19 protein-coding genes, 1 other RNA gene and 3 pseudogenes are annotated in these 21594 nt (G+C 52.6%); 14 read left to right on the forward strand and 9 right to left on the reverse strand.

All coding sequences use genetic code 11. From position 1 onward, the window contains the following. Positions 1 to 178 precede the first annotated feature (178 nt). The 3 genes and pseudogenes from rimK to dapB all read right to left on the reverse strand — a co-directional run bounded on the left by rimK (position 179) and on the right by dapB (position 2562). The gene (rimK, locus tag ACCI49_RS08640; protein ID WP_371838593.1) at positions 179 to 1108 is read right to left on the reverse strand and encodes a 30S ribosomal protein S6--L-glutamate ligase; all 930 of its coding nucleotides are present in this window, start codon (positions 1106 to 1108) and stop codon (positions 179 to 181) included. 84 nt (positions 1109 to 1192) lie between these two features. Continuing rightward, positions 1193 to 1669: pseudogene (locus tag ACCI49_RS08645) on the reverse strand (ATP-dependent zinc protease family protein); the annotation flags it as partial. Positions 1670 to 1749: 80 nt separating this feature from the next. Next, complete coding sequence (dapB, locus tag ACCI49_RS08650; protein ID WP_371838561.1) at positions 1750 to 2562, reverse strand: 4-hydroxy-tetrahydrodipicolinate reductase; 813 nt, start codon at positions 2560 to 2562, stop codon at positions 1750 to 1752. A gap of 239 nt (positions 2563 to 2801) precedes the next feature. Here dapB and ACCI49_RS08655 point away from each other — a divergent pair, with 239 nt between their 5' ends. Beyond that, a complete protein-coding gene (locus ACCI49_RS08655) occupies positions 2802 to 3257 on the forward strand; it encodes a hypothetical protein (RefSeq protein ID WP_371838562.1) in 456 nt (151 codons plus the stop codon). A gap of 88 nt (positions 3258 to 3345) precedes the next feature. Here ACCI49_RS08655 and dnaJ read toward each other — a convergent pair whose 3' ends face one another. From dnaJ to grpE, 3 genes are all read right to left on the reverse strand, one after another. After that, positions 3346 to 4470: a molecular chaperone DnaJ gene (gene dnaJ, locus ACCI49_RS08660; RefSeq protein WP_371838563.1), complete on the reverse strand. Its 1125-nt coding sequence runs from the start codon at positions 4468 to 4470 to the stop codon at positions 3346 to 3348. Between the two features lie 233 nt (positions 4471 to 4703). Continuing rightward, on the reverse strand, positions 4704 to 6662 hold the full coding sequence (gene dnaK, locus ACCI49_RS08665; RefSeq protein WP_371838564.1) for a molecular chaperone DnaK: 1959 nt from the start codon (positions 6660 to 6662) through the stop codon (positions 4704 to 4706). A gap of 125 nt (positions 6663 to 6787) precedes the next feature. After that, positions 6788 to 7429, reverse strand: a complete 642-nt coding sequence (gene grpE, locus ACCI49_RS08670) for a nucleotide exchange factor GrpE (protein ID WP_371838565.1) — start codon at positions 7427 to 7429, stop codon at positions 6788 to 6790. Between the two features lie 229 nt (positions 7430 to 7658). Between grpE and recN the strand changes: the two genes are divergently transcribed. Further along, the gene (recN, locus tag ACCI49_RS08675) at positions 7659 to 9329 is read left to right on the forward strand and encodes a DNA repair protein RecN (protein ID WP_371838566.1); all 1671 of its coding nucleotides are present in this window, start codon (positions 7659 to 7661) and stop codon (positions 9327 to 9329) included. 268 nt (positions 9330 to 9597) lie between these two features. Then, positions 9598 to 10203 carry a 1-acyl-sn-glycerol-3-phosphate acyltransferase gene (locus ACCI49_RS08680; protein WP_371838567.1) on the forward strand — a complete coding sequence of 202 codons (606 nt, stop codon included), beginning with the start codon at positions 9598 to 9600 and terminating at the stop codon, positions 10201 to 10203. 43 nt (positions 10204 to 10246) lie between these two features. Here the strand turns inward: ACCI49_RS08680 and fur are convergent, their stop codons facing one another. Continuing rightward, positions 10247 to 10657 carry a ferric iron uptake transcriptional regulator gene (gene fur / locus ACCI49_RS08685; protein WP_371838568.1) on the reverse strand — a complete coding sequence of 137 codons (411 nt, stop codon included), beginning with the start codon at positions 10655 to 10657 and terminating at the stop codon, positions 10247 to 10249. A 277-nt stretch (positions 10658 to 10934) separates the two neighbouring features. On the opposite strand from fur, the gene ACCI49_RS08690 reads away from it, so the two are divergent. Continuing rightward, positions 10935 to 11279, forward strand: coding sequence for an outer membrane protein assembly factor BamE (locus ACCI49_RS08690; protein WP_371838569.1), 345 nt, complete (start codon positions 10935 to 10937; stop codon positions 11277 to 11279). 3 nt (positions 11280 to 11282) lie between these two features. On the opposite strand, the gene ACCI49_RS08695 is transcribed toward ACCI49_RS08690, so the two are convergent. Continuing rightward, a complete protein-coding gene (locus ACCI49_RS08695) occupies positions 11283 to 11636 on the reverse strand; it encodes an RnfH family protein (RefSeq protein WP_371838570.1) in 354 nt (117 codons plus the stop codon). Further along, on the reverse strand, positions 11633 to 12073 hold the full coding sequence (locus ACCI49_RS08700; RefSeq protein ID WP_371838571.1) for a type II toxin-antitoxin system RatA family toxin: 441 nt from the start codon (positions 12071 to 12073) through the stop codon (positions 11633 to 11635). Before ACCI49_RS08700 ends, ACCI49_RS08695 begins: the two co-directional genes overlap by 4 nt. Before the next feature lie 193 nt (positions 12074 to 12266). Here ACCI49_RS08700 and ACCI49_RS08705 point away from each other — a divergent pair, with 193 nt between their 5' ends. The 10 genes and pseudogenes from ACCI49_RS08705 (at position 12267) to ACCI49_RS08750 (ending at position 21587) form a co-directional block, all read left to right on the forward strand. Then, positions 12267 to 13685, forward strand: coding sequence for a sodium-dependent transporter (locus ACCI49_RS08705; protein WP_371838572.1), 1419 nt, complete (start codon positions 12267 to 12269; stop codon positions 13683 to 13685). A 15-nt stretch (positions 13686 to 13700) separates the two neighbouring features. After that, a complete protein-coding gene (gene smpB / locus ACCI49_RS08710; RefSeq protein ID WP_020414621.1) occupies positions 13701 to 14180 on the forward strand; it encodes an SsrA-binding protein SmpB in 480 nt (159 codons plus the stop codon). Positions 14181 to 14220: 40 nt separating this feature from the next. Beyond that, entirely contained in the window at positions 14221 to 15567 is a 1347-nt protein-coding gene (locus ACCI49_RS08715; RefSeq protein ID WP_371838573.1) for a sodium-dependent transporter, read from the forward strand. Positions 15568 to 15721: 154 nt separating this feature from the next. Continuing rightward, positions 15722 to 16111: a transfer-messenger RNA gene (ssrA, locus tag ACCI49_RS08720) on the forward strand. A 113-nt stretch (positions 16112 to 16224) separates the two neighbouring features. After that, a complete protein-coding gene (locus tag ACCI49_RS08725) occupies positions 16225 to 16497 on the forward strand; it encodes a helix-turn-helix domain-containing protein (protein ID WP_371838574.1) in 273 nt (90 codons plus the stop codon). 46 nt (positions 16498 to 16543) lie between these two features. Then, positions 16544 to 19459: a UvrD-helicase domain-containing protein gene (locus ACCI49_RS08730; RefSeq protein WP_371838575.1), complete on the forward strand. Its 2916-nt coding sequence runs from the start codon at positions 16544 to 16546 to the stop codon at positions 19457 to 19459. Between the two features lie 74 nt (positions 19460 to 19533). Next, positions 19534 to 20141: pseudogene (locus ACCI49_RS08735) on the forward strand (IS6 family transposase). Positions 20142 to 20624: 483 nt separating this feature from the next. Continuing rightward, positions 20625 to 20765, forward strand: coding sequence for a hypothetical protein (locus ACCI49_RS08740; protein ID WP_371838576.1), 141 nt, complete (start codon positions 20625 to 20627; stop codon positions 20763 to 20765). Between the two features lie 18 nt (positions 20766 to 20783). Then, positions 20784 to 21032: pseudogene (locus ACCI49_RS08745) on the forward strand (transposase); the annotation flags it as partial. A 327-nt stretch (positions 21033 to 21359) separates the two neighbouring features. Then, entirely contained in the window at positions 21360 to 21587 is a 228-nt protein-coding gene (locus tag ACCI49_RS08750) for a hypothetical protein (RefSeq protein WP_371838577.1), read from the forward strand. Positions 21588 to 21594 lie beyond the last annotated feature (7 nt).

A 21594-nucleotide genomic window follows, 5' to 3' on the forward strand; every position in this document is an offset into this window, starting at 1 on the left:
GTTGCACCGCCCGGGACAGTACAATTGTCGCCCCGGCAAACGGTTTTGATCGGCGGAAGCCCGCGGCTTGAGACCTACGCCGAGGCTGTGGTTGCGCGCCAGCGGAAAGCCCGGCCACCCCTGAAGGTTAGTCTACCGGGCCTGCCAGCGTCGGCGCCATTACCGCCCGCAGCTACCGTTACATCACCTGAGGAGTCCCTCCACTACCATCGCTTGTTACTGCCGAGCGCCACTTGAGCGCCTTCTCGATAGACATGATCATAGCGCCGGCCACATCCTTGCGTGTGGCGCTCTCAATCCCTTCGAGGCCAGGAGACGAGTTAACCTCAAGCAATAATGGCCCCTTACTCGAGCGGATAATATCCACTCCGGCCACCTTGAGCCCCAACACCTTGGCGGCCTTAATCGCCAGGCGCTTCTCCTCCGGGGTGACTTTTACCACTGATGCAGTGCCTCCCTGGTGGATATTGGCACGAAACTCCCCGGGTGCCGCTTCCCGCTGAATTGAAGCCACCACGCGACCATCGATGACAAACAGGCGCAGATCTTTGCCTTGGGCTTCACGAATAAACTCCTGCACCAACAGGTTGGCCTTCAGGGATTTGAACGCATTGATCACCGACTCGGCCGCCTTGCGGGTTTCCGCCAGCACCACACCGCGTCCTTGGGTCCCCTCCAGCAGCTTCACAACCAAAGGTGCGCCGCCCACCATTTCAATCAGCTCGTTGGTATCCACCGGAGAGTTGGCAAAACCGGAAGTGGGAATATTCAGACCACTCTGCTGTAACAGCTGCAAGGAAAAGAGCTTATCCCTCGACTGACTGATTGCTGCCGAACCGTTCAGGGCAAACACTTCCAAGCTTTCAAAGTGGCGCGTCAGGGCGCAACCATAGAAAGTCTGGCTGGGGCGGATGCGTGGAATCACGGCATCTAGATTATTGAGGATTCTGCCATCACGGTAGTGCACCTCTGGCTCACTCGGGTCTAGCTTCATGTAGCACTGGCGGATATCGAGAAAACTCATGCGATGCCCGCGCTCGGCACCGGCTTCCATAATGCGGCGGTTACTGTAGAGATCCGGATTGGATGCCAGTACACCGATACGCAGGCCGGTACCTGCTATATGGTGTTCATCTCGGTAGAACTCATCCAACTGGCTTTGAGGAATCTCACCCAGGCAAAAACTCTCCGAGGGGTCCACTAACATACGTCCCAGCATGGCCTCCCGGCCGAGCAACATGCGGTAACCCATGCTGTCGCGATTAGTCAGGGTCAACTCGATATCCCAGACGCTGCCCCCCACAGACATGGATGTGCGAATTACCGGGCGCTTCTCGCTTTCACCTGAGGAACTCCGTACCAGGCGTTTATCCAGCAGCCGAGCCTCACAACGCACAGAGGGGCGGCGCTGGTGCTGCAATGGATGAGCCTCAAAACTTACCCAGGGTTCGCCGTCGCGTTTAAAGGTATGGATGTTATAAGCGTGCAGACAGGAAGTTTTCGCTCCAGAATCCACTCGCGCCTTTATCGCCGGAATACCAAGTGCAGGAAACCCGCACCACTCCTCACTGCCGACAATCAGCTTCTTTTCCAATAGCAGTTCCTCAAAAGGGATTACAGGGTGGCCGATAGGGTGGGAAACCCAGCGGCCTTTTATAGCTTCGCCCACAAAAATGGCGGGCAAATGAAAATTACAAAATCATCTGGCGGCGCCCCTGTAGGCACCAAAAATAACTGGTCATGGTGAGATTAGTTCAGCCCCAACACATCGCGCATATCATAGTGTCCAGGTGTGCGCGCACTGCCATCACCAACCAGCCACAAAGCAGCCCGAACCGCGCCGCGGGCAAAAGAGAGTCTACTGCTAGCGCGATGACTGATCTCAACCCGCTCTCCCTCAGTCAAAAACATCACCGAGTGCTCGCCGACCACATCGCCACCGCGCACAGTGGCGAAGCCGATGGTATCGCGCTCACGGGCGCCGGTCTGACCCTCGCGCCCATAGATCGCCACTTTTTCCAGATCGCGGCCCAGGGTCTCGGCCACGACCTCTCCCATACTCAACGCAGTGCCCGAGGGCGCATCCACTTTGTGGCGGTGATGTGCTTCAACAATTTCTATGTCTGCATCTTCACCCATTACCCGTGCCGCTGTCTCCAACAACTTGAAGCACAGATTTACACCTGTGGAAAAGTTACTGGCCATGCACAATGGCACCTTCTTCGCATTGGCCAGCACCTGCTTTTTCTGCTCCGCATCAAAACCGGTAGTGCCAATTACAATGGGGTTCCCATGGGCAGCACAATAGGCAGAGTTATCCACAGTTGCCTGCGGCGCAGTAAAGTCGATCAACACATCGAAGTCAGCCTTTTCCAGGCTGTCCACAATCGCAAGGCCGTTGCTTCCCAACCCCGCAACTTCACCGGCATCGGCCCCAACCAGGCTAGAGCCCGGACGCACCACGGCGGCAGAAAGTTCAGCTTTTTCTGCAAGCGACAGCGCCTCTGCCAGGGCTCGCCCCATACGTCCGCCAAACCCGGTTACCGCTACTTTTACTGCCATTCTCACCGCTCCTATGTGCATCCATTAGGCCTGGGATTCTACCCCGCCCCCCAGAAGGCGCATAGAGAAATAGGCCCTCATAAACTACTGGAAATTCGAACGGAAAAAGCACCACCAGACAGGCAAAAACAGTAAGGGAATATCAACGAGAATGTTTATTACCAAGGGACTGTTCAGCGCCAAACCCAAGGTAATCGCCACTGCTAACCTTAATTCAGTTAGAAAAATGGAGCGCCAATATGCGACTTATGATCCAGTCTAATCACTTACCACCCCTATTGGTGGTCGTTATTTCCCTGACCCTGGCTTTTGGCAGCATACCTGGCGCGGCCCAGCAGCAGGGAGCGAATGCTGACTTCTGGGAGAAGTATGACGATTTAACAGATTGGGTGACGTTGCGCTTGAAACTCACTCCCGAGCAGGAAAAAGTGGTGCTACCCATCATGCAAAAGAGCTTTGCGGAAAAGAAAGCTGTACTGGAGAATTACGGCCTTTTAAGCGAACCTAAACCGAGCCTCACGCCACAGCAACGTGGTGAAATCAAGGCACAACTGGCTGTCATCAGCGCCAGAGCTTTAAAGGAACTGAGAGGGACTTTAAACAGGAAACAATTGAAAGAGGCAGCCAGAATTCAACACGAATTCCTACGTGCTCTTGCTACCAAGCTGCGAATGGGGGCAATCCAGGAGAGCTGACCCGGTATGAATACTTACCGGGCCATCTTGTTCGGCACCCACAGAGCCGCTTGAATATGCCGCTGCATAGTGGGCGCAGAGTAGGAAATTAAAGCTTCATATCCCCGAAGAAATTCCTCACGCCCTCAAACCAGCCGGTCTGACGCGGTGCATTTTTCTTCTCGCTGAGGGTATTGGCAAATTCCTGCAGCAACTCTTTCTGCTTGCCGGATAGGTTTACCGGAGTTTCCACCACAACCCGACACAACAAGTCGCCGGTAGCGCCACCGCGTACTGGGGTAACACCCTTGCCGCGCAGGCGGAACAGCTTGCCCGTCTGGCTCTCGGCGGGAATCTTCAACTTAACCTTGCCATCCAGGGTCGGCACCTCCAACTCGCCCCCCAATGCTGCGGCGGCAAAACTGATCGGCACTTCGCAGTAGAGGTTTTTGCCATCGCGCTGGAAAAGCTCATGCTCTTTCACCACGACCTGCACATAGAGATCACCGGGAGGACCACCATCGGGACCCGCTTCACCTTCACCAGACAAGCGAATGCGATCACCAGTATCCACGCCGGGCGGCACCTTCACCGACAAAGTCTTGGTTTCCTCTACCCGGCCGCGGCCATGACAACTACCACAGGGGTCAGAGATAATGGTGCCACGCCCGCGACAATTGGGGCAGGTCTGTTGAACGGAGAAAAATCCCTGCTGCATGCGCACCTGGCCGGCACCACCACAGGTACCACAGGTTTGCGGCGAAGAGCCGGGCTTGGCACCGGACCCGTGGCAAGTCTCACAGGACGACAGAGTCGGCACGCGGATCTTGACGGTGGTACCGCGCACCGCGTCTTCCAGATCCAGCTCCAGGTCGTAACGCAAATCGGAACCGCGCGCCGGACCGCCGCGGCGGCCACCACCGCCCCCGCCAAAAATGTCGCCGAAGACATCGCCGAAGATATCGGAAAAACCGCCAAAACCACCGGCGCCACCACCGCCCATCTGGCCTTCCACACCGGCGTGGCCAAACTGGTCGTAGGCTGAGCGCTTCTGGGAATCCGATAGGATCTCGTAGGCTTCGTTGGCTTCCTTAAATTTATTTTCCGCTTCCTTGTCATCAGGGTTGCGGTCCGGGTGGAACTTCATTGCCACCCGGCGGTAAGCTTTCTTCAGCTCTGCCTCTGAAGCGCCGCGCTCGACGCCCAGGACTTCGTAATAATCGCGTTTCGACATATAACTATGTTCTCTGGTCCGGCATCAAGAACGGCCAAACTCTCTTTCTACTTCTCAGTCCCTAACCAAACCCCGCAAACTTATTCTGCGGAGCCCTGCCAAATCATTTGAACACAGCTCAATTGGCAGGTACCTGAAACAACACAGGCGCGGGGCCTCTATGGAAGGCGCCGCGCCCCTGAGGTTCTCTGGCGGTCACTCTAAGAGCTGCCGCCAGAATTGCAAGCGAACGCTTACTGACCTTCTTTCTTGTCGTCTTTCACTTCTTCAAACTCGGCATCTACCGCGTCGTCACCACCGGCAGATTGCTGCTCACCCTGGGCGCCAGCGCCAGCGCCAGCACCTGCGGCACCTTCAGCGCCGGCTGCCTGGGCCTGCTCGGCATACATCTTCTGCGCAACCGGGCCAGAAGCTTCAGTCAGCTTGGTGGTGGCAGCTTCCATAGCAGCCTTGTCATTGCCTTTCACCGCCTCTTCAGCTTCAGTGATGGCTGCTTCGATTGCAGACTTCTCTTCAGCGGTGGCTTTGTCTCCGGCTTCTTCCAGGGTCTTCTTGGTAGCAGAGATCAGGCCGTCGAGGGTATTGCGGGTCTGCACCAGCTCTTCGAACTGCTTGTCCGCTTCGGCATTGGCCTCGGCGTCTTGAACCATCTTATCGATCTCGTCCTCGGACAGACCGGAGGAAGCCTTGATCACGATGGACTGCTCTTTACCAGTGGCCTTGTCTTTCGCATGTACGTGCAGAATACCGTTGGCATCGATATCGAAGGTTACTTCGATCTGAGGTACGCCACGGGGAGACGGCGGAATATCGGCCAGGTCAAAACGACCCAGGGATTTGTTCTGGGAAGCCTGCTTGCGCTCACCCTGTACCACGTGAATGGTCACCGCAGTCTGGTTGTCTTCCGCAGTGGAGAACACCTGGGACTTCTTGGTAGGAATCGTGGTGTTTTTGTCGATCAGCGGAGTCGCAACGCCACCCATGGTTTCGATACCCAGGGTCAGAGGAGTTACGTCCAACAGCAGTACGTCTTTTACGTCACCGGAAAGTACCGCGCCCTGGATCGCCGCACCCATGGCAACGGCTTCGTCCGGGTTAACGTCTTTACGTGGCTCTTTGCCGAAGAACTCCGTGACTTTCTGCTGAACCAGTGGCATGCGGGTCTGGCCACCGACCAGGATCACTTCGTCTACGCCGGAAGCGGACAGGTCCGCGTCCTGCAGAGCGATCTTTACTGGCTCCAGAGAGCGGGCAACCAGGTCTTCAACCAGACTTTCCAGCTTGGCGCGGGTCAGTTTGACAACCAAGTGCTTGGGACCAGTGGCGTCTGCAGTGATGTACGGCAGGTTCACTTCGGTCTGCTGGCTGGAGGACAGTTCGATCTTGGCTTTTTCTGCAGCTTCTTTTAGACGCTGCATAGCCAGGGGATCGCCTTTAAGATCGATGCCCTGGTCTTTCTTGAACTCTTCTGCGAGGTAGTCGATCAGACGCAGATCAAAGTCTTCACCGCCGAGGAAGGTGTCACCGTTGGTGGACAGTACTTCGAACTGTTTTTCGCCATCAACGTCGGCAATTTCAATGATGGAGATATCGAAAGTACCGCCACCCAGGTCAAACACCGCTACGGTGCGATCACCGCCCTGCTTGTCCAGGCCATAGGCCAGTGCTGCGGCAGTCGGTTCGTTAATAATGCGCTTAACGTCCAGGCCAGCGATACGGCCGGCGTCTTTGGTCGCCTGACGCTGGGAATCGTTAAAGTAGGCTGGCACGGTAATTACCGCAGCGTCCACTTTCTCACCGAGGAAATCTTCCGCGGTCTTTTTCATTTTCTTAAGGACTTCGGCAGAAATCTGCGGCGGCGCTTTCTTATCGCCCTTCGCTTCTACCCAGGCGTCACCGTTGTCAGCTTCGGTGATGGTGTAAGGAACCATCTTGATATCTTTCTGTACGACATCGTCCTTGAACTTACGGCCGATCAGGCGCTTAACCGCAAACAGGGTATTCTGGGGATTGGTCACCGCCTGACGCTTGGCGGACTGACCCACCAGGATTTCGTTGTCGTCAGTGAAAGCAACAATAGAAGGCGTAGTGCGATCGCCTTCGGCGTTCTCGATTACACGCGCTTTGTCACCATCCAGTACCGCTACACAACTGTTAGTGGTACCCAGGTCGATGCCGATAATTTTTCCCATTAGTCAATTCCTCGTTTGTTGCGCGCCGCCAGCTCTGATCTGTATACAACGCACGGATAATTCTTCTGATGTCAGCTATATTGGTGCCGGCCGATAAAATTCAAGGCCGTTTTACACTTCTGCTGTTACGGCGCTTTGCTGACCACCACCATGGCCGGGCGCACCAAGCGACCGTTGAGGCGATAACCTTTTTGAAATACTTCCAGAACCGTATTCGGCTCTACCTCCCCGTTGGGTATCTGGGTCATGGCTTGGTGCAATTCCGGGTCGAAGGGCTCACCGGCCGGATCGACGACTTCCACGGAATTTTTCGTCAGGGTATCGACGAAAGATTTGTGGGTAAGCTCAATTCCTTCCACCAACGCTTTGTTGGATTCATCAGCGCTATCGATAGTGGCGAGGGCGCGCTCCAGGTTGTCCACTACGGGCAGTAAATCCTGCAGCAGTTTCTCCACCGCAAACTTGCGCGCACGGTCGATATCCTGCTGGGCGCGGCGGCGGGCATTCTGCTCCTCAGCCTGGGCGCGCAGAGCGATATCTTTTTGCACCGCCAGCTGCTCTTGCAGCTTGATAATTTCATCGTGCAGCGCATCGGCACTTTCTGCCTCTTCGTGCAGAGCCTCCTCGGCCTGCTCGCGCTCGGCTGCGGAAGGGTCTTCTATCTCCGCGGAAACCGCCTCGTCTGTAGCTGTTGTGTGCTCGTCAGCCAGCGCTTCCGGCTGCACTCCCTCTGTAGTCTGATCTTCTTCGCTGCGCTCTCTGGCCACTGCTTTCTCCGTCGCGTCGACTCTGTCAGTAATGATGGGGCCCGTCCCGCGGGCTCTGGTGGCTATATGGGGCCATCCCCGCACAGTTCAAGTGGTTTTTCGCGCTAGCGCACAGTAGCTGGGAAATCTGTGCTTGACGTTGTAGCTAACCAGAGATGAATACTGTATAAATAACCACTAATTGGGTGTTCACGCCCATCCATAACAAGGACACAGAAGCGATCTCTATATGTTGCTGCACCTGTCTATCAGCCAGTTCACTCTGGTGGACCAACTGGAGTTGGAGTTTGGTCCCGGTACCAGCACCCTCACCGGCGAAACCGGCGCAGGTAAATCCATCACACTGGATGCATTGGGACTCGCCCTCGGAGGTCGCGGCAGTGCCGAACTTGTTCGCGCAGGGGCCAACCGCGCCGATATCAGTGCGACTTTTGATATCTCAGAGCACCCCGCCGCCGGCCCCTGGCTCGAATCCCAGGAGCTGGATGCAGGACAAGAAGTTATCCTGCGCCGCACCATCGGCGCAGACGGTCGCTCGCGGGCCTATATCAATGGCCAACCGGTAACCCTGCTGCAACTGCGTGCCCTGGGCGAGCAATTGATCGACATCCACAGCCAGCACGAACATCAATCCCTACTGAAAAAGGAAACCCACCGCCGCCTTCTGGACGAGTTTGCCCAAGCCCAAGAGCTGGCAGCTGAAACCCGCAGCCGCTACAAGACCTGGCAAGACCAATACCGCCGCTACCGCACCCTGGCCGACAGTGTTGAAGAGGCCGAGGCACGGCGCCACCTGTTGCAGTACCAACTCAAAGAGCTTGAGCATCTGGACTTGAGTGAGGGAGAAGTTGAAGCCCTGGAGAGTGAGCAACGCCAGTTGGCCAATGCCGGTGAAATCCTCAGCGGCAGCTACCAGCTGGCCGCCCTGCTATCCGGCGGCGAAGGCGATATCGCCGAGCAAATTCACCGCGCCCTTCAGCTTCTATCAGCCATGCCCGAGCAGGCACCGGCACTGGTGGAAGTGGCACAGATGCTCGACAGCGCACGCATCCAGGTGGATGAGGCTGCCGGCACTTTATCTCGGCATATCGACCGCTTTGAGATGGACCCGGAGCGCCTGTCAGAAGTAGAGGAACGCCTCAGCGCTATTTACCAGGCAGCGCGCAAACACCGGATACAACCCAAGGAACTGCCATCCCTGCAGCAACAGCTGCAAGAAGAACTGGACAATATAGGCTCCGCAGACGCCCTGGAACGACTCGCAGCGGAGTGCGAAAAACTGGAGCAGCAGTTCCGCAAAACTGCAGGCAAGTTGAGCAAACTGCGCTCAGAGGCTGCCACAGCCCTTGCCGATGCAGTAAATCAACAACTGGGCGATCTGGCCATGCCTCATGCACAGGTAGAACTGGCCCTGCAATCCCTGGATAAGCCCTGCAGCCATGGCCTGGAGGAGGTGGAAATCCTGATTTCCACCAACCCCGGTCAGCCACCGCGGCCCCTGGGTAAAATTGCCTCCGGCGGTGAACTATCGCGAGTCAGCCTCGCTATCCAGGTGGTAACGGCGCAAACTTCGCGCACCCCCACCCAGGTCTTCGATGAAGTGGATGTGGGCATCGGTGGTGCCACCGGTGATGTTGTGGGTCGCCTGCTACGCCAGCTGGGCGAGACCCGCAATAGCTGCAGTGGCCAGGTAATCTGCGTTACCCACTTGGCACAGGTGGCCGCACGGGCCCACCGCCAGTATTTGGTGGAAAAATACAGTGACGGCGAGCAGGCCTTTGTCGCCCTGCGTGAACTGCAATACGGCGAGCGTCGCGAGGAAATCGCACGCATGTTAGGTGGTGAACCTACCGCACAGTCCCTGGCGCACGCGGAAGAGATGTTGTCCAGGGTTCTTTAAGATCCGCGATAGCCAGACTCGGTCATCCAGCCTGACCAAACATAAAGAGATTCGACCCGCCGGACACCTACAGTTGCACTCCTCATCCCGAGCAATCAAATCCCGTAGATCAATAAATGACCGCCATACAATCGGGCAAAATAGCCCGATTGCCGGTGACATCTACCGTATTAGGACAAATAAACCAAATATGACTGGGTGTGGCAGCAAAAGTCACCATATACTGGGCCGCTTGTTTAACTTTGTTTGAGTAGTATCGGCCAAGTTTATGCAGAGAACGATTTTCAACACCCCCATTGTCACGCCATTGCTGCGCCAGGTAGCCAAATTGCTATTGAAGCTACACGGCTGGCGTGTCAACGGCGACCAGCAGTCACTGAAATTGAAGAAATATGTATTGATTGGGGCTCCCCACACCACCAACTGGGATGGCTACTACTTTATTCTCGCCGCGCTCAAGCTGAAGATGGCCCCGCACTGGATGGGTAAGGACAAGCTGTTCCAGTTTCCCTTGGGCGGCCCAATGCGCTGGTTTGGCGGCATTGCCGTGGACCGCAGTAAATCCAACAATTTGGTGGATGCCACCGTTCGCCAGTTCAAGTTGCGCAATGAGCTGGTGATCGCTATCCCGCCCGAGGGTACCCGCGCTATGGCGGAACGCTGGAAAACCGGTTTCTATCACATTGCCCGTAGTGCCAAAGTGCCATTGGTACTGGGCTTTATCAATTTCCGCAATAAAGAAGTGGGTATTGGCCCTATTGCCCAGTTGGGTGAAAATCTAGAGGCGGAGTTGAATAAATTGCGGGAGTTTTACGCAGACAAGGTCGGTAAATTCCCGGAACTCTATACCCCGCCCTGCCAACCGCAGCAATAAGTAGCCGTGGGATGGGTGCGGCTAACACCGCACCCGGAATAAATTACTTCTCTTTTTCCTTCACATACAACACCAAGCTATGCCCTGTTAGCTCATAGCCGTGCTCTTCCGCGATCTGGCGCTGTAGTTCTTCGATTTCCTCATTGTGGAATTCGATTACCTTACCGGTATCGGTACACACCATATGATCGTGGTGATCTCCTCTATCCAGCTCAAACACTGAATGGCCGCCATCAAAATTGTGGCGTACAACCAAGCCGGCACTCTCAAATTGAGTCAAAACCCGGTAGACGGTAGCCAGGCCAACATCCTCACCCGCTTCCAGCAACAGCTTGTACACATCTTCAGCACTCAGGTGCTGCTCACTGGTGGTCTCGAGCAACTGCAGAATCTTAACCCGCGGCAGTGTGACCTTGAGGCCGGCTTTGCGCAATTCCTGGTTTTCGTTCGACATGAATAGATTTTTCCCGACAGGATTTTATGAATTGTCTTTACTTGTAACAGCCCGCTACAGAGATCTATACCCATTCCAGACCTCAGAGTTCCATCTGTCAGCGAGCCAACTCTTCGGGTATTATCCCATGCCCTACGGAGTTAGCGGAACCCCGATCACCCCGACTGGGGCAAATCGTGCAAACGGGGGAACTTTCCTCCTTTTGCGGGGCCTATTCCGGTTAGCCATTAAAATCGGTGTGAGAGGTACCAAGTGAAAGAACATAATGGAGCAATGAATGCCGTCTAGCCTGAGATTTTTCGCCATCGCCAGCCTATGCACCCTATTGGGCGCCTGTACGCTGGTTAAGTTTCCCGGCGTACACCGCATTAAGGTACAGCAGGGCAATATCATTACCCAGGAGATGGTGGACCAGCTAAAACCGGGCATGACCCGCCGCCAAGTGCAGTTTGTTCTTGGTACCCCGCTGCTGGAAGACACCTACAACCCCAACCGCTGGGATTACGTGAACCGCCTTCGCGACCAGAAAGGCAATATCACGCAAAAACGTTTTAGCGTTTATTTTGATGAGGACTCCCTGGTAGCCACCAGCGGCGACTGGCAACCAGCAGATTGGCCCTAAAGCCTAATTAGAGGTCCCCTCGGCACCTTTTTTCTTTTCAGCCAGACGCCTGGCCTTCTCGGCGCGCTGCTTGCGCGCCTCTTTCGGATCAGCAATCAGCGGGCGATACACTTCAACTCTATCCCCAGGCTGCAATTCATAACTTTCTGCCGGCGGCAGCCCTTTACTGCCTAGCAGCTGGGCAAAAATCCCCATCTTGGCGCTGTCCGGGTCCACTTCCGGATACTCCTCCGGGATACCCGAGCGAATCAAGGCCTCTCGCGCCGTAGTACCCTGCTTGACCAACAAGCGAATCAGACGCTGCTCATGGGGCAGTGCGTAGACCACCTCTACTGAAATAGTCTTCTCTTCTGTCATTGCGGTTTTCCGTAAATCTTCTCGGCGCGTTCGCACATAACAGCAACCATCTGATTGGCTAGGTCACTGAAAAGTTTCCCCACGGCCGCAGCAATCAGCCGGCTTTTCAATGAAAATGAGAGAGCGAAAGTCACCTTACAAGCATTTTCAGCCAGCGGAGTAAAATGCCATTGGCCAGTGAATTTCTCAAAGGGGCCATTCACCAATGTTAGAGTCATACTCTGCGGGCGCACCAATTGATTACGGGTAACAAAGCTCTGGCGAACCCCCGCACGAGATAACTCCAGCCTGGCCTCGAGCGTCTGCGCATCGCTGTACAACACCTCCGCCCCGCGACACCCCGGTAAAAACTGCGGGTAACTGGCCACATCATTGACCAGGTCAAACATTTGTTCTGCGCTGTACATCACCAACGCGCTGCGTTCAATTTCAGTCATTCCTGCTGCCTAAGCCAGTCCTTCGGGCACAATCGCCCAGGATCGTCGTCTGGCCGCTAATTTTGCCAGCCAGCGCTACTCAAGCAAGACAATTCCTGTAACAATCGCATTTTTTGCCATCGGGACACCCCCAGTCTCGCTGGAATAACAAAAACGAAAGCTGTATCCGATAAAAAATAATAGCGAGAGTACTATGACCGCCGTGAGAGAGCATTTTGGGTCAAGGCTGGGCTTTATCCTGGCCGCTGCGGGTTCCGCAGTTGGAATTGGTAATTTGGTGGCATTTCCAGTAGCTGCCACTAAGAGCGGGGGTGGTGCCTTCCTGCTGGTTTACGCTCTCTTCGTTTTCCTGATCTGCCTGCCGGTTATGATGGCCGAACTTGCTATAGGGCGCCGCTCCGACAAAGACCCTGTCGGCGCCTACCGCCAACTCTCCAATGGCTCAAACCTGTGGCGTATTCCCGGATGGCTGGCCCTCGCTACACCTTTTATGATCGCGGTTTTCTATTTAGTGGTTACCGTGTGGGTACTCGGTTATTTAATTGAAACCGTCACCGGCAACCTGGCCACACTGGCAACACCAGATTTCTTTATTCACTTTATTAACACCCCCCAGGTATTTATTTACCTGGTGGTACTGATGCTGATCATCAATGCCATTCTCGCTATGGGGGTTAAAGACGGTATTGAGCGCGCTGCAAAAACCCTGATGCCGATGCTGTTCGTTATGTTGCTGGGCCTGGTAATTTTTGTATTGACCCTGGATAACGCCATCCTTGGAGTGAAATACTACCTGGTACCGGATTTCAGCAAGATCGACGGCAACGTGGTGAGTAAAGCCATGGCCCAGGCTTTCTTCTCGCTGTCCCTGGGTATGGGCATCATGATTACCTACGGCTCTTATATGAAGAAGCGGGACTCCATTCCCGGCTCTTCCCGTGCGGTAGCCATTACTGACACCCTGGTTGCATTTACCGCAGGCCTGCTGATCCTGCCGAGTATCTTCCACTTTAACCCGGAGATTGATCCCTCTGAATTGAGCGAGTCTTCCGCAGGCATGATCTTCCTGTTCCTGCCGAAGATCTTCCTCGCCCTGCAGGACAGCATCGGCTATTTCGGCGCAAGTGCCGTAGCTGCGATCTTCTTCTTCCTGGTTCTGGTAGCAGCAATCACTTCCCTGGTTTCCATTATCGAAGTACCCATTGCCACCCTGCGCGACGAGCGCAATATGGAGCGTCAAAAGGCCATTTACGTTGTCGCCGGAATACAGTTTGTACTGGCCATCGCTTGCGCCGTTTCCTTTGGCATGGTCAACTGGCTCACTGAATTTGTACAGTTGGCCGGCGTCAACAAGTCCTTCTTCGATTTAGTGGAGATCATTTTCTACGACACCATCCTGCCCCTGAACGGCCTGCTGGTATGTCTGTTCGTGATCTACAAGTGGAAGAAAGCCAACTTTGACAAGGAGCTTCAGGAAGGCGATGCGGCCTTCGCCGGCTCCTTCTCACAAAAATACATAAACTTCTCTCTGGGCACCTTTATCCCACTGATACTGCTGTTGATCTTTATCAACACCGTGGCCCTGAAGTTTTTTGGACACAGTTTTATCTAGTCATTAGAAGTTTTCATGGCCAAGAAAAAGAAAGCGCAAACATCCAATACCATCGCCCTCAACAAGAAGGCCCGTCACGACTACTTCATTGAAGAGAAGTTTGAGGCGGGCGTTGAGATGCAGGGCTGGGAAGTGAAAAGCTGTCGTGAGGGCAAGGCCCAGCTTACCGACAGCTATGTCATTTTCAAAAATGGCGAAGCCTGGCTGCTGGGTTCCAATATCCAGCCGCTGCCCAGTGCCTCCACCCACTATGTCACCGAGCCCGACCGCACCCGTCGCCTGCTACTCACCAAACGCGAGCTCTCCAAGCTGATTGCCGCCGTGGAGCAAAAGGGACACACCGTGGTGGCCACCGCCCTGTATTGGAAAGGTCATCTGGTCAAATGCGAAGTTTGCCTGGCCAAAGGCAAAGCAATGCACGACAAACGCGAAACAGAGAAAAAGCGCGACTGGAACCGCGAAAAGCAACGCCTGATGCGCGCGACGCACAAGTAGTGCACAAAGTACCAATAAAAGAATAATTACAGGATTTCCAATGAGTGCACCGCGAGGACAATTCAGCTCGAATATTGGCTTTTTGATGGCCGCGGCGGGGTCCGCCGTGGGCCTCGGCAATATTTGGGGCTTCCCCACCAAAGCCGCCAGTAACGGCGGCGCCGCCTTTGTAGTGGCCTACCTGTTTTTGGCCTTCGCCCTCGCCTACCCGGCACTGATGGCCGAACTCACCATTGGTCGTTACGCACGGCGCAATATGGTGCAGGCACTACGCGCTATCTCCACTGGCCCTGTGAGCCGCTTTTTCGGCAGCCTTACCGGCTTTGGCGGTATCCTGGTGGCGTCCCTGATTCTTAGCTTCTACGCCATTGTGGCCGGCTGGATGGTGGCCCACCTGGCCGAGCCTTTTGCAGCCCTGTTTGGTGCCCAGGAAGCCGCACAGTGGCTCACTGAAAACAGTACCCAGCGCAACCTGATCTTTACCGCAATTTTCAGTGGCCTCACCATGTTGATTATTGCCAGCGGTGTTGAGAAAGGTATCGAGCGCTGGTCCACCCTGCTGATGCCCTCCCTGATCATCCTGTTGCTACTTTTGATCGCCTACGTACTCACCCAGCCCGGCGCCTTTACCGGCCTGGAGGTGTACCTGATGCCGGACTTCAGTCACTTCACCCCGAAGCTGCTGATCTCCGCCATGGGCCAGGCCTTCTTCTCCCTGTCTCTGGGTGTAGGCACCATGCTGATCTATGGCTCTTACCTGAGCCAGCAGGAGAGCCTGCCGCGCCTCGGTGCCCTGGTCACCCTGATTGATGTTGGTATCGCCTTCACCGCCGGCCTGCTGATCCTGCCCGCCATGTATGTAGCCCAGGAAGCCGGCACCCAGATCTTCGCCGCTGACGGTGCCCTGATTGCCGGGCCCAACCTGATCCTGCAGGTACTGCCAGCACTGTTCGATACCATGGGCGAAGCTGGTGTATTCGTAGCCATTGCCTTCTTTGCCCTGATGGTGATTGCCTCCCTCACCTCTTCCATCTCTATGCTGGAAGTGCCGGTGGCTTTCTCGATTGAGAACCTGGGGGTTCCACGCCGTATCGCCACCCCAGCGGTTGGCCTGGTCATATTCGCCATCAGCAGCACCATTATTTACAACTTCGATACCCTGTTTGGACTGGCAGTCAGTATCAGTACTGAATACGGACAGCCCCTGCTTGGTATCGCCCTGTGTATCTTTGCAGGCTGGATCTGGCGCCGTGACCAGCTACTGGGTGAGCTGGAGAAAGGCCATGAGGATATTGAACACACTCTGTTCTGGAAGATCTGGCCCTGGTATGTGCGCATCGTGTGCCCCCTGCTGATCTTGGTCGCCTTCGCTCAGTCAATTATGTAACTGCCCTATTAACTGCCCCGGCGGTAACCGCCGGGGCTACTCCCGACTTCTCCTCCACCTTTTCCCCTGACCGCCAACAACCCCTTCGATCAAGCTCTATTTCGCAGCGCTACTTTGGGGTATACTTAATTGACACACGAGAGTGTTTCTTATCGGGGATGACTTGGATTCGACGCCGGTTACGAAACCTTGGGTGCATGCCGAGATGGCAGCGAATCTCGTAAATCCAAAGCTGTATTTTATTAGTTGCCAACGACGACAACTACGGTGCCCAACTCGCTGCGTAAGCAGCTTGTGAAGCGCTAACTAAGGGTTCGTCCCTTAGCAGTCTTCAGCAAGGTTCCAGTATCGCGCTGTAGACTGTTATACAGAACTGGATCGCCGCAAGCCATACCCGTGGGTAAGCGGTTAAACATTTTACGGGATCGCCCTATACGTCCTGACCGCCGGGCTGTAATGGGTTAAATCAATAGACGGAGCTAAGCATGTAGAGCCTCTGGCAGAGTGCTGACGGACGCGGGTTCGACTCCCGCCATCTCCACCAAATTGCTGTCTCAGACAGCCCACGAAAGCCCCGCAAACCTAGTGTTTCCGGGGTTTTTGCTTATCTGGACCATCCCAGTTAATCTAAGCTAACCCGTCCAAATCCAGCCATTTTTGGCGGGGTTAATTGTAGGTTCGAGCAGGCTTGCGCCACTGACCCCACCAAATTGCCGGAAAGTAAGGAGCCATGCGGGGCTGCAGGCTGCGCGGGCGAGTAAAGATGGTCGACCTATAGCACTGAACAAGGACAAGCAGGCCCTAGCAGTCAAACTTTATGAAGAGAAGCAGCATACAGTCGGTGAAATATGTACATTGATGGGCGTTTCAAAGCCAACTCTGTACAAATGTATTGATTACGCCAAAAGCGTTAAAGATCCTGGTTCTTGATTTCGTGTCAATTTAAATCAATAGGTTAGGCTGGTACTATTGGCCCATGAATATACTTCTCTACGATAATCTGAATCCAGCCACCATCAAGGGATTCCCAAAAGTCAAAGACGCACTAGCAAACAACAATTTCCGCCAGGCCGATGTCCGTAAGATAGGCAATAACCTTTACCGTGCAAGGCTAAACAAAAATGATCGACTGCTTTTTTCACTGTATAGTCATAGTGACCAGCCTTACTGCCTAATTCTAGAGCACCTACCCAATCACGCCTATGAAAAATCTCGCTTTCTAAAGCGAGGTACAGAGATTGATGAAGATAAAATTCCTGTCATCAACAGTCCTGAAGAAATCACTATTGAGCCTATTACCTACCTCAACAGTAACAGTGAACGTTTTAACCTTCTAGATAAGATTATTTCCTTTGATGACGATCAAAGAGCTGTTTATAACCTGCCCGCACCCTTGGTGGTAGTTGGCAGTGCAGGCAGTGGCAAGACAGCTCTGACCCTTGAAAAGATGAAGCAGGCCAGCGGAGACATTCTCTATGTCAGCTTATCTCCCTTTCTGGTGCAAAATGCTCGTAATTTGTATTACGCCAACCAATACAGCAATGATGAGCAAAATATCGACTTCCTATCATTCCGAGAATTTCTCGAGAGCATCCGGGTTCCCAAGGGACGAGAAATCACCCTGAAAGCCTTTGGGGATTGGTTCTCTCGTCATAAAGGAAATAGCAAGCTCAAAGACCCGCACAAACTGTTCGAGGAATTCCGTGGGGTGCTCACCGGTTCTTTCACGGAATCGGCTTGGCTATCCCGTGAAGATTACTTTGCCCTAGGGGTTAAGCAGTCTATTTTCGCTGAAGATGAACGTGCCGAGGTATATGCCTTATTTGAAAAGTATCTCGCCTTCCTTCGTCAAGAGAACTACTACGATACTAACATTCTCAGTCATAGCTACCTTGAGAAATTCGGGGCAACGTATGATTTTGTGGTGATCGACGAAGTACAGGACCTGACAAATATTCAGCTGTTCTTACTGCTGAAAAGCCTACGTACCGCCGGACAGTTTATCTTGTGTGGTGATTCTAACCAGATCGTTCATCCAAATTTCTTTTCCTGGTCCAAGATCAAATCCCTTTTTTTTAAGCAGCAGGCGTTGACAGGTAGTGGCGAGTTGGTGCGGGTGCTGCAGTCCAATTACCGGAACTCTCCGGTAATCACAGAAGTCGCTAACAGAATTCTCAAACTCAAGCATGCCCGATTTGGTTCTATCGACAAAGAGAGTAACTATCTGGTCAATAGTGTGGGAGAGCACAAGGGCGGCCTTCAATTGCTCAAAGACAGCAAAACGGTTTTACAGGATCTCGACAGCAAGACAGCCCTCTCGACGCAATTTGCCGTACTGGTGATGCACCCAGACCAGAAATCCGATGCCCGCAAGTGCTTCAATACCCCACTGGTTTTCTCCATACAAGAAGCTAAGGGACTCGAATATACCAATATCATTCTGTATAACTTTATCAGTGGTGAAGAAAAGCCCTTTAAAAACATTGCTGATGGTGTTGATGCCAATGCGTTGGATAAAGACCAGCTTAATTATGCGCGGGCGAAAAACAAACATGACAAATCATTGGAGGTGTTCAAGTTTTATATCAATGCTCTGTACGTGGCCATTACCCGCGCAGTGAATAACCTCTACATCGTTGAGCGAAATCAAAAGCACCCCATAATACAGCTACTCAATCTTGAGCGCTTCAGCGGTGAGCTTCAGGTCGACCAGCAAAAGTCGAGTCTTGATGAGTGGCAGAAAGAAGCCCGAAAACTTGAACTCCAGGGTAAGGAAGAACAGGCACAGGCTATCCGCGACCAGATTCTTCAGCAAAAACCAGTACCTTGGCCTGTACTGGATCGCCAAGTATTCAATGAGCTATGCGAAGAAGTCAGTCAGAGAAAAAATAAGAAAAAACAGATTCTGGCATTGGAGTACTCTTGGCTTTACTATCACCGCCCCATGCTGAACACCCTGATCAAACAAGGTGTTAAGGCCGCCTCTCAGCCGGAAAAGAAGTCACTCCAGCAGATCTACCGTAAACACTTCATGCCCTATGATTTGAAAAATCCGAATGCGGTTTTGCGTGATACAGAGCGCTACGGTGTTGATCACCAAACCATCTTTAACCTGACCCCCCTAATGGTGGCTGCACGGTTGGGTAATGATGGGCTAGTTGACGCGCTGATAGAGCGGGGGGCTAATCTGGATAGCTACGGCAGCAATGGCCTTAATGCCTTGCAAATGGCTATAGAAGCGGCATTGCTTGATGAGAAATATGCGAGAAACAAGCTGCCCGCTATTTATGAAAAATTAGAACCTGATAGTTTATCTATTCAAGTGCAAGGGAGACTCATCAAACTCGACAAAAAACTGATGGGTTTTTTCGTGCTTAATTTGATGTTTGCGCTGTTTTACCGCCGGTTAAGTGAGGCCGTTACCCGTCATGAGGCGTTTACCGCCAAAACTCTTGCGGAAGTTGTTCAGAGTTTACCTGATAGGATATTACCCGAGCGCCGCAAAAGACAATCCTATATCAGCAGTATTCTGTCCGGCAACGAAGTCGATCGTACCTCCCCGTATAACCGACAACTCTTTAAGCGTATCAAACGTGGACATTATATTATCAACCCCGATATCCAGTTGAGAGTGAACAACGAATGGATACCCGTTCATGATCGTTTGCAGCTTAACGATCTTGGTTTTGTTCCCGCACTTCTGAAACTTGGCCCTGACAAAGTAAGATATTATCGTTCTCTTAGAGGCGACAATTTTGCTGATCAGATTGATCATTACCAAGAAAAATCGCTATTGCAATTCCAGCATCAAATCACACAATTATTGCCTGATGAGTTGGACATCCAAGCAACGATAGATACCGATACTACAGTATGTCTGGAAGATGCTTAAGGGGTTTCCCGCAAAGTTTGTCGGTCTTGCAGGCACCCCTGTATCTCAGGTAAAAGCTCTGAGCCTCTGCCCCGTTGATCAGTTTTAAAGGTGTCCACTACCCCAAGGATGTGATTCTGTATGCCATATTCTTCTATGTGCACTATGCGGTGTCCTATCGTGATCTGGAAGAGATAATGGAGGAGCGTGGGGCTACTGTTGATCACGCCACCCTCAACCGAGGGGTTGTCAAATACGCCTCGCAAATTGCGGCAGATGTCAGGTAGAGAAAGACTCAGGTTGGCACCTCCTGGCATATAGACGAGACCTTTATCAAAGTTAAAGGCAAGTGGGCATACCTGTATCGAGCAATTGATAAATATGGGAAAACCGTTGATTTCATGCTCTCGGAGACCCGAGATAAAGCCACAGCAACAGGTTTCTTTGAGCAACCCATTGGCAATAGTGGACTGCCAGAGAAGGCAAAAGTGAAGCCAACCTGGCCGGTCTGACCAACATCAATACCCTACAGGTCAAATATCTCAACAATATCGTTGAGCAGGGTCACCGGTTTATCAAACGCAAAACCAAGCCTATGATGGGCTTTAAGACCTTTCATTCAGCAGCTACCACTCTCAATGGCATTGAGACCGCGCATATGATCCGAAAAGGGCAACTAGGCCATGAAGATATCCCGGCCTAGCGCCAATTTATGAAGCTCGCAGGGTAACTGTGTCCAGGCCATAGGCACCTTCCAGCCATACGAAAAATTTACGACAGAACTGCAATAAAAAGGCGCCCAAGTACCAGAGCGCCTTTCATTGTATTGATCTGTCTTGCAGAAATTTCAGCAAATCCTGATTGAGGCGGTCCTTATGTGTATCAGCAAGGCCATGGGGGCTCCAGGATAGACGACTAGCTTGGCATGCTTAACAACTTTGGCTGCAGCGCGAGCGGAGCTATCAATCGGCACTCGCCGTGGATTATCAAGGTTGGTACATCAAACTTCTTCAAGTCTCCACGGAAATCCGTAGCAGAAAATGCTGCGATTGAATCGTAAGTATTCCGCTCTGAATAAAATCGCCAGCCTTATGGCACTATGACTACGCAGATAAGAGGCATAACCGTTTCGACCAGTTATCATTATTCTGGGTCAAATTTCTGGTCGAAATGCTCAAGGATAATTATGCTCATTGATACTGATCAGTACCAACAAACCAGTTTTTTGGTACCTATCCTCGATGAACTTGATCCGTCAGATCCACTGCTATTACTCTCAAAAGAAATTCCCTGGACAGATTTTGATTGCACTTTCGAGCACTTTTAATCTGAAAAAAAGGGGCGCCCGAGCATTCCCATTCGCCTCCTCGTCGGCCTACTTATTCTCAAGCAATTAGAAAATTTGAGTGGCGAGAATGTTGTACTTCAATGGAAACTAACCCCCTACTATCAAGCCTTCTGTGGTTTAAAATCTTTCCAGAATAAAGCCCCCTACCACCCCATAGAATTGGTGCATTTTCGCAGCTGCATTGGTGAGCTCGCTGTTGAAACCAGTTTTCAAGATATCGGTGCAACTCCATGCCAATTTTATTGAAGATAAAACTGTAAATATTGATACCACAGTACAAGAGAAATTTATTTATTACTTACCCAACGGATGGTAGGCTGGCGATTTTATTAACCGCCTTAATAAGATCGCCAAGCATAATGGTATTCAGCAGCGCCGAACCTATACTAAGGAACCAAAAGAAACGCGACTTAAACTGCGTTTCTTTCACCATATCAAGAAGCGTTCAAGCGAAAAAAAACGGTAAAACGCCTGCGTACCATAGCGAGCATTCTTTTGCGGGAGTTGAGAAGAAAATTACTTGAGAGTCTTTTACACACCTGTCAGGATGATTTTGCACTGTATGAGTGTGTCTTGAAACAACAGAAAAATGATAAAGACAATATCTACAGCTTACACGAACTGCAAGTGTATTGTGTTGCCAAGGGTAAAGATCATAAGCCGTATGAGTATGACAGCAAAGCCTCTATTGTCTCTACCGCGAAAGACGACATTATTCTAATTGCTGAGAATCACCACGAAAACATTCACGATAGCAGGACTTTAGATAAAGTGATTAGCATGGCCAACGAAGTTAGATAGCCCAAGA

The sequence above is a fragment of the Microbulbifer epialgicus genome, assembly GCF_041447265.1.
Lineage (GTDB): Bacteria > Pseudomonadota > Gammaproteobacteria > Pseudomonadales > Cellvibrionaceae > Microbulbifer > Microbulbifer epialgicus.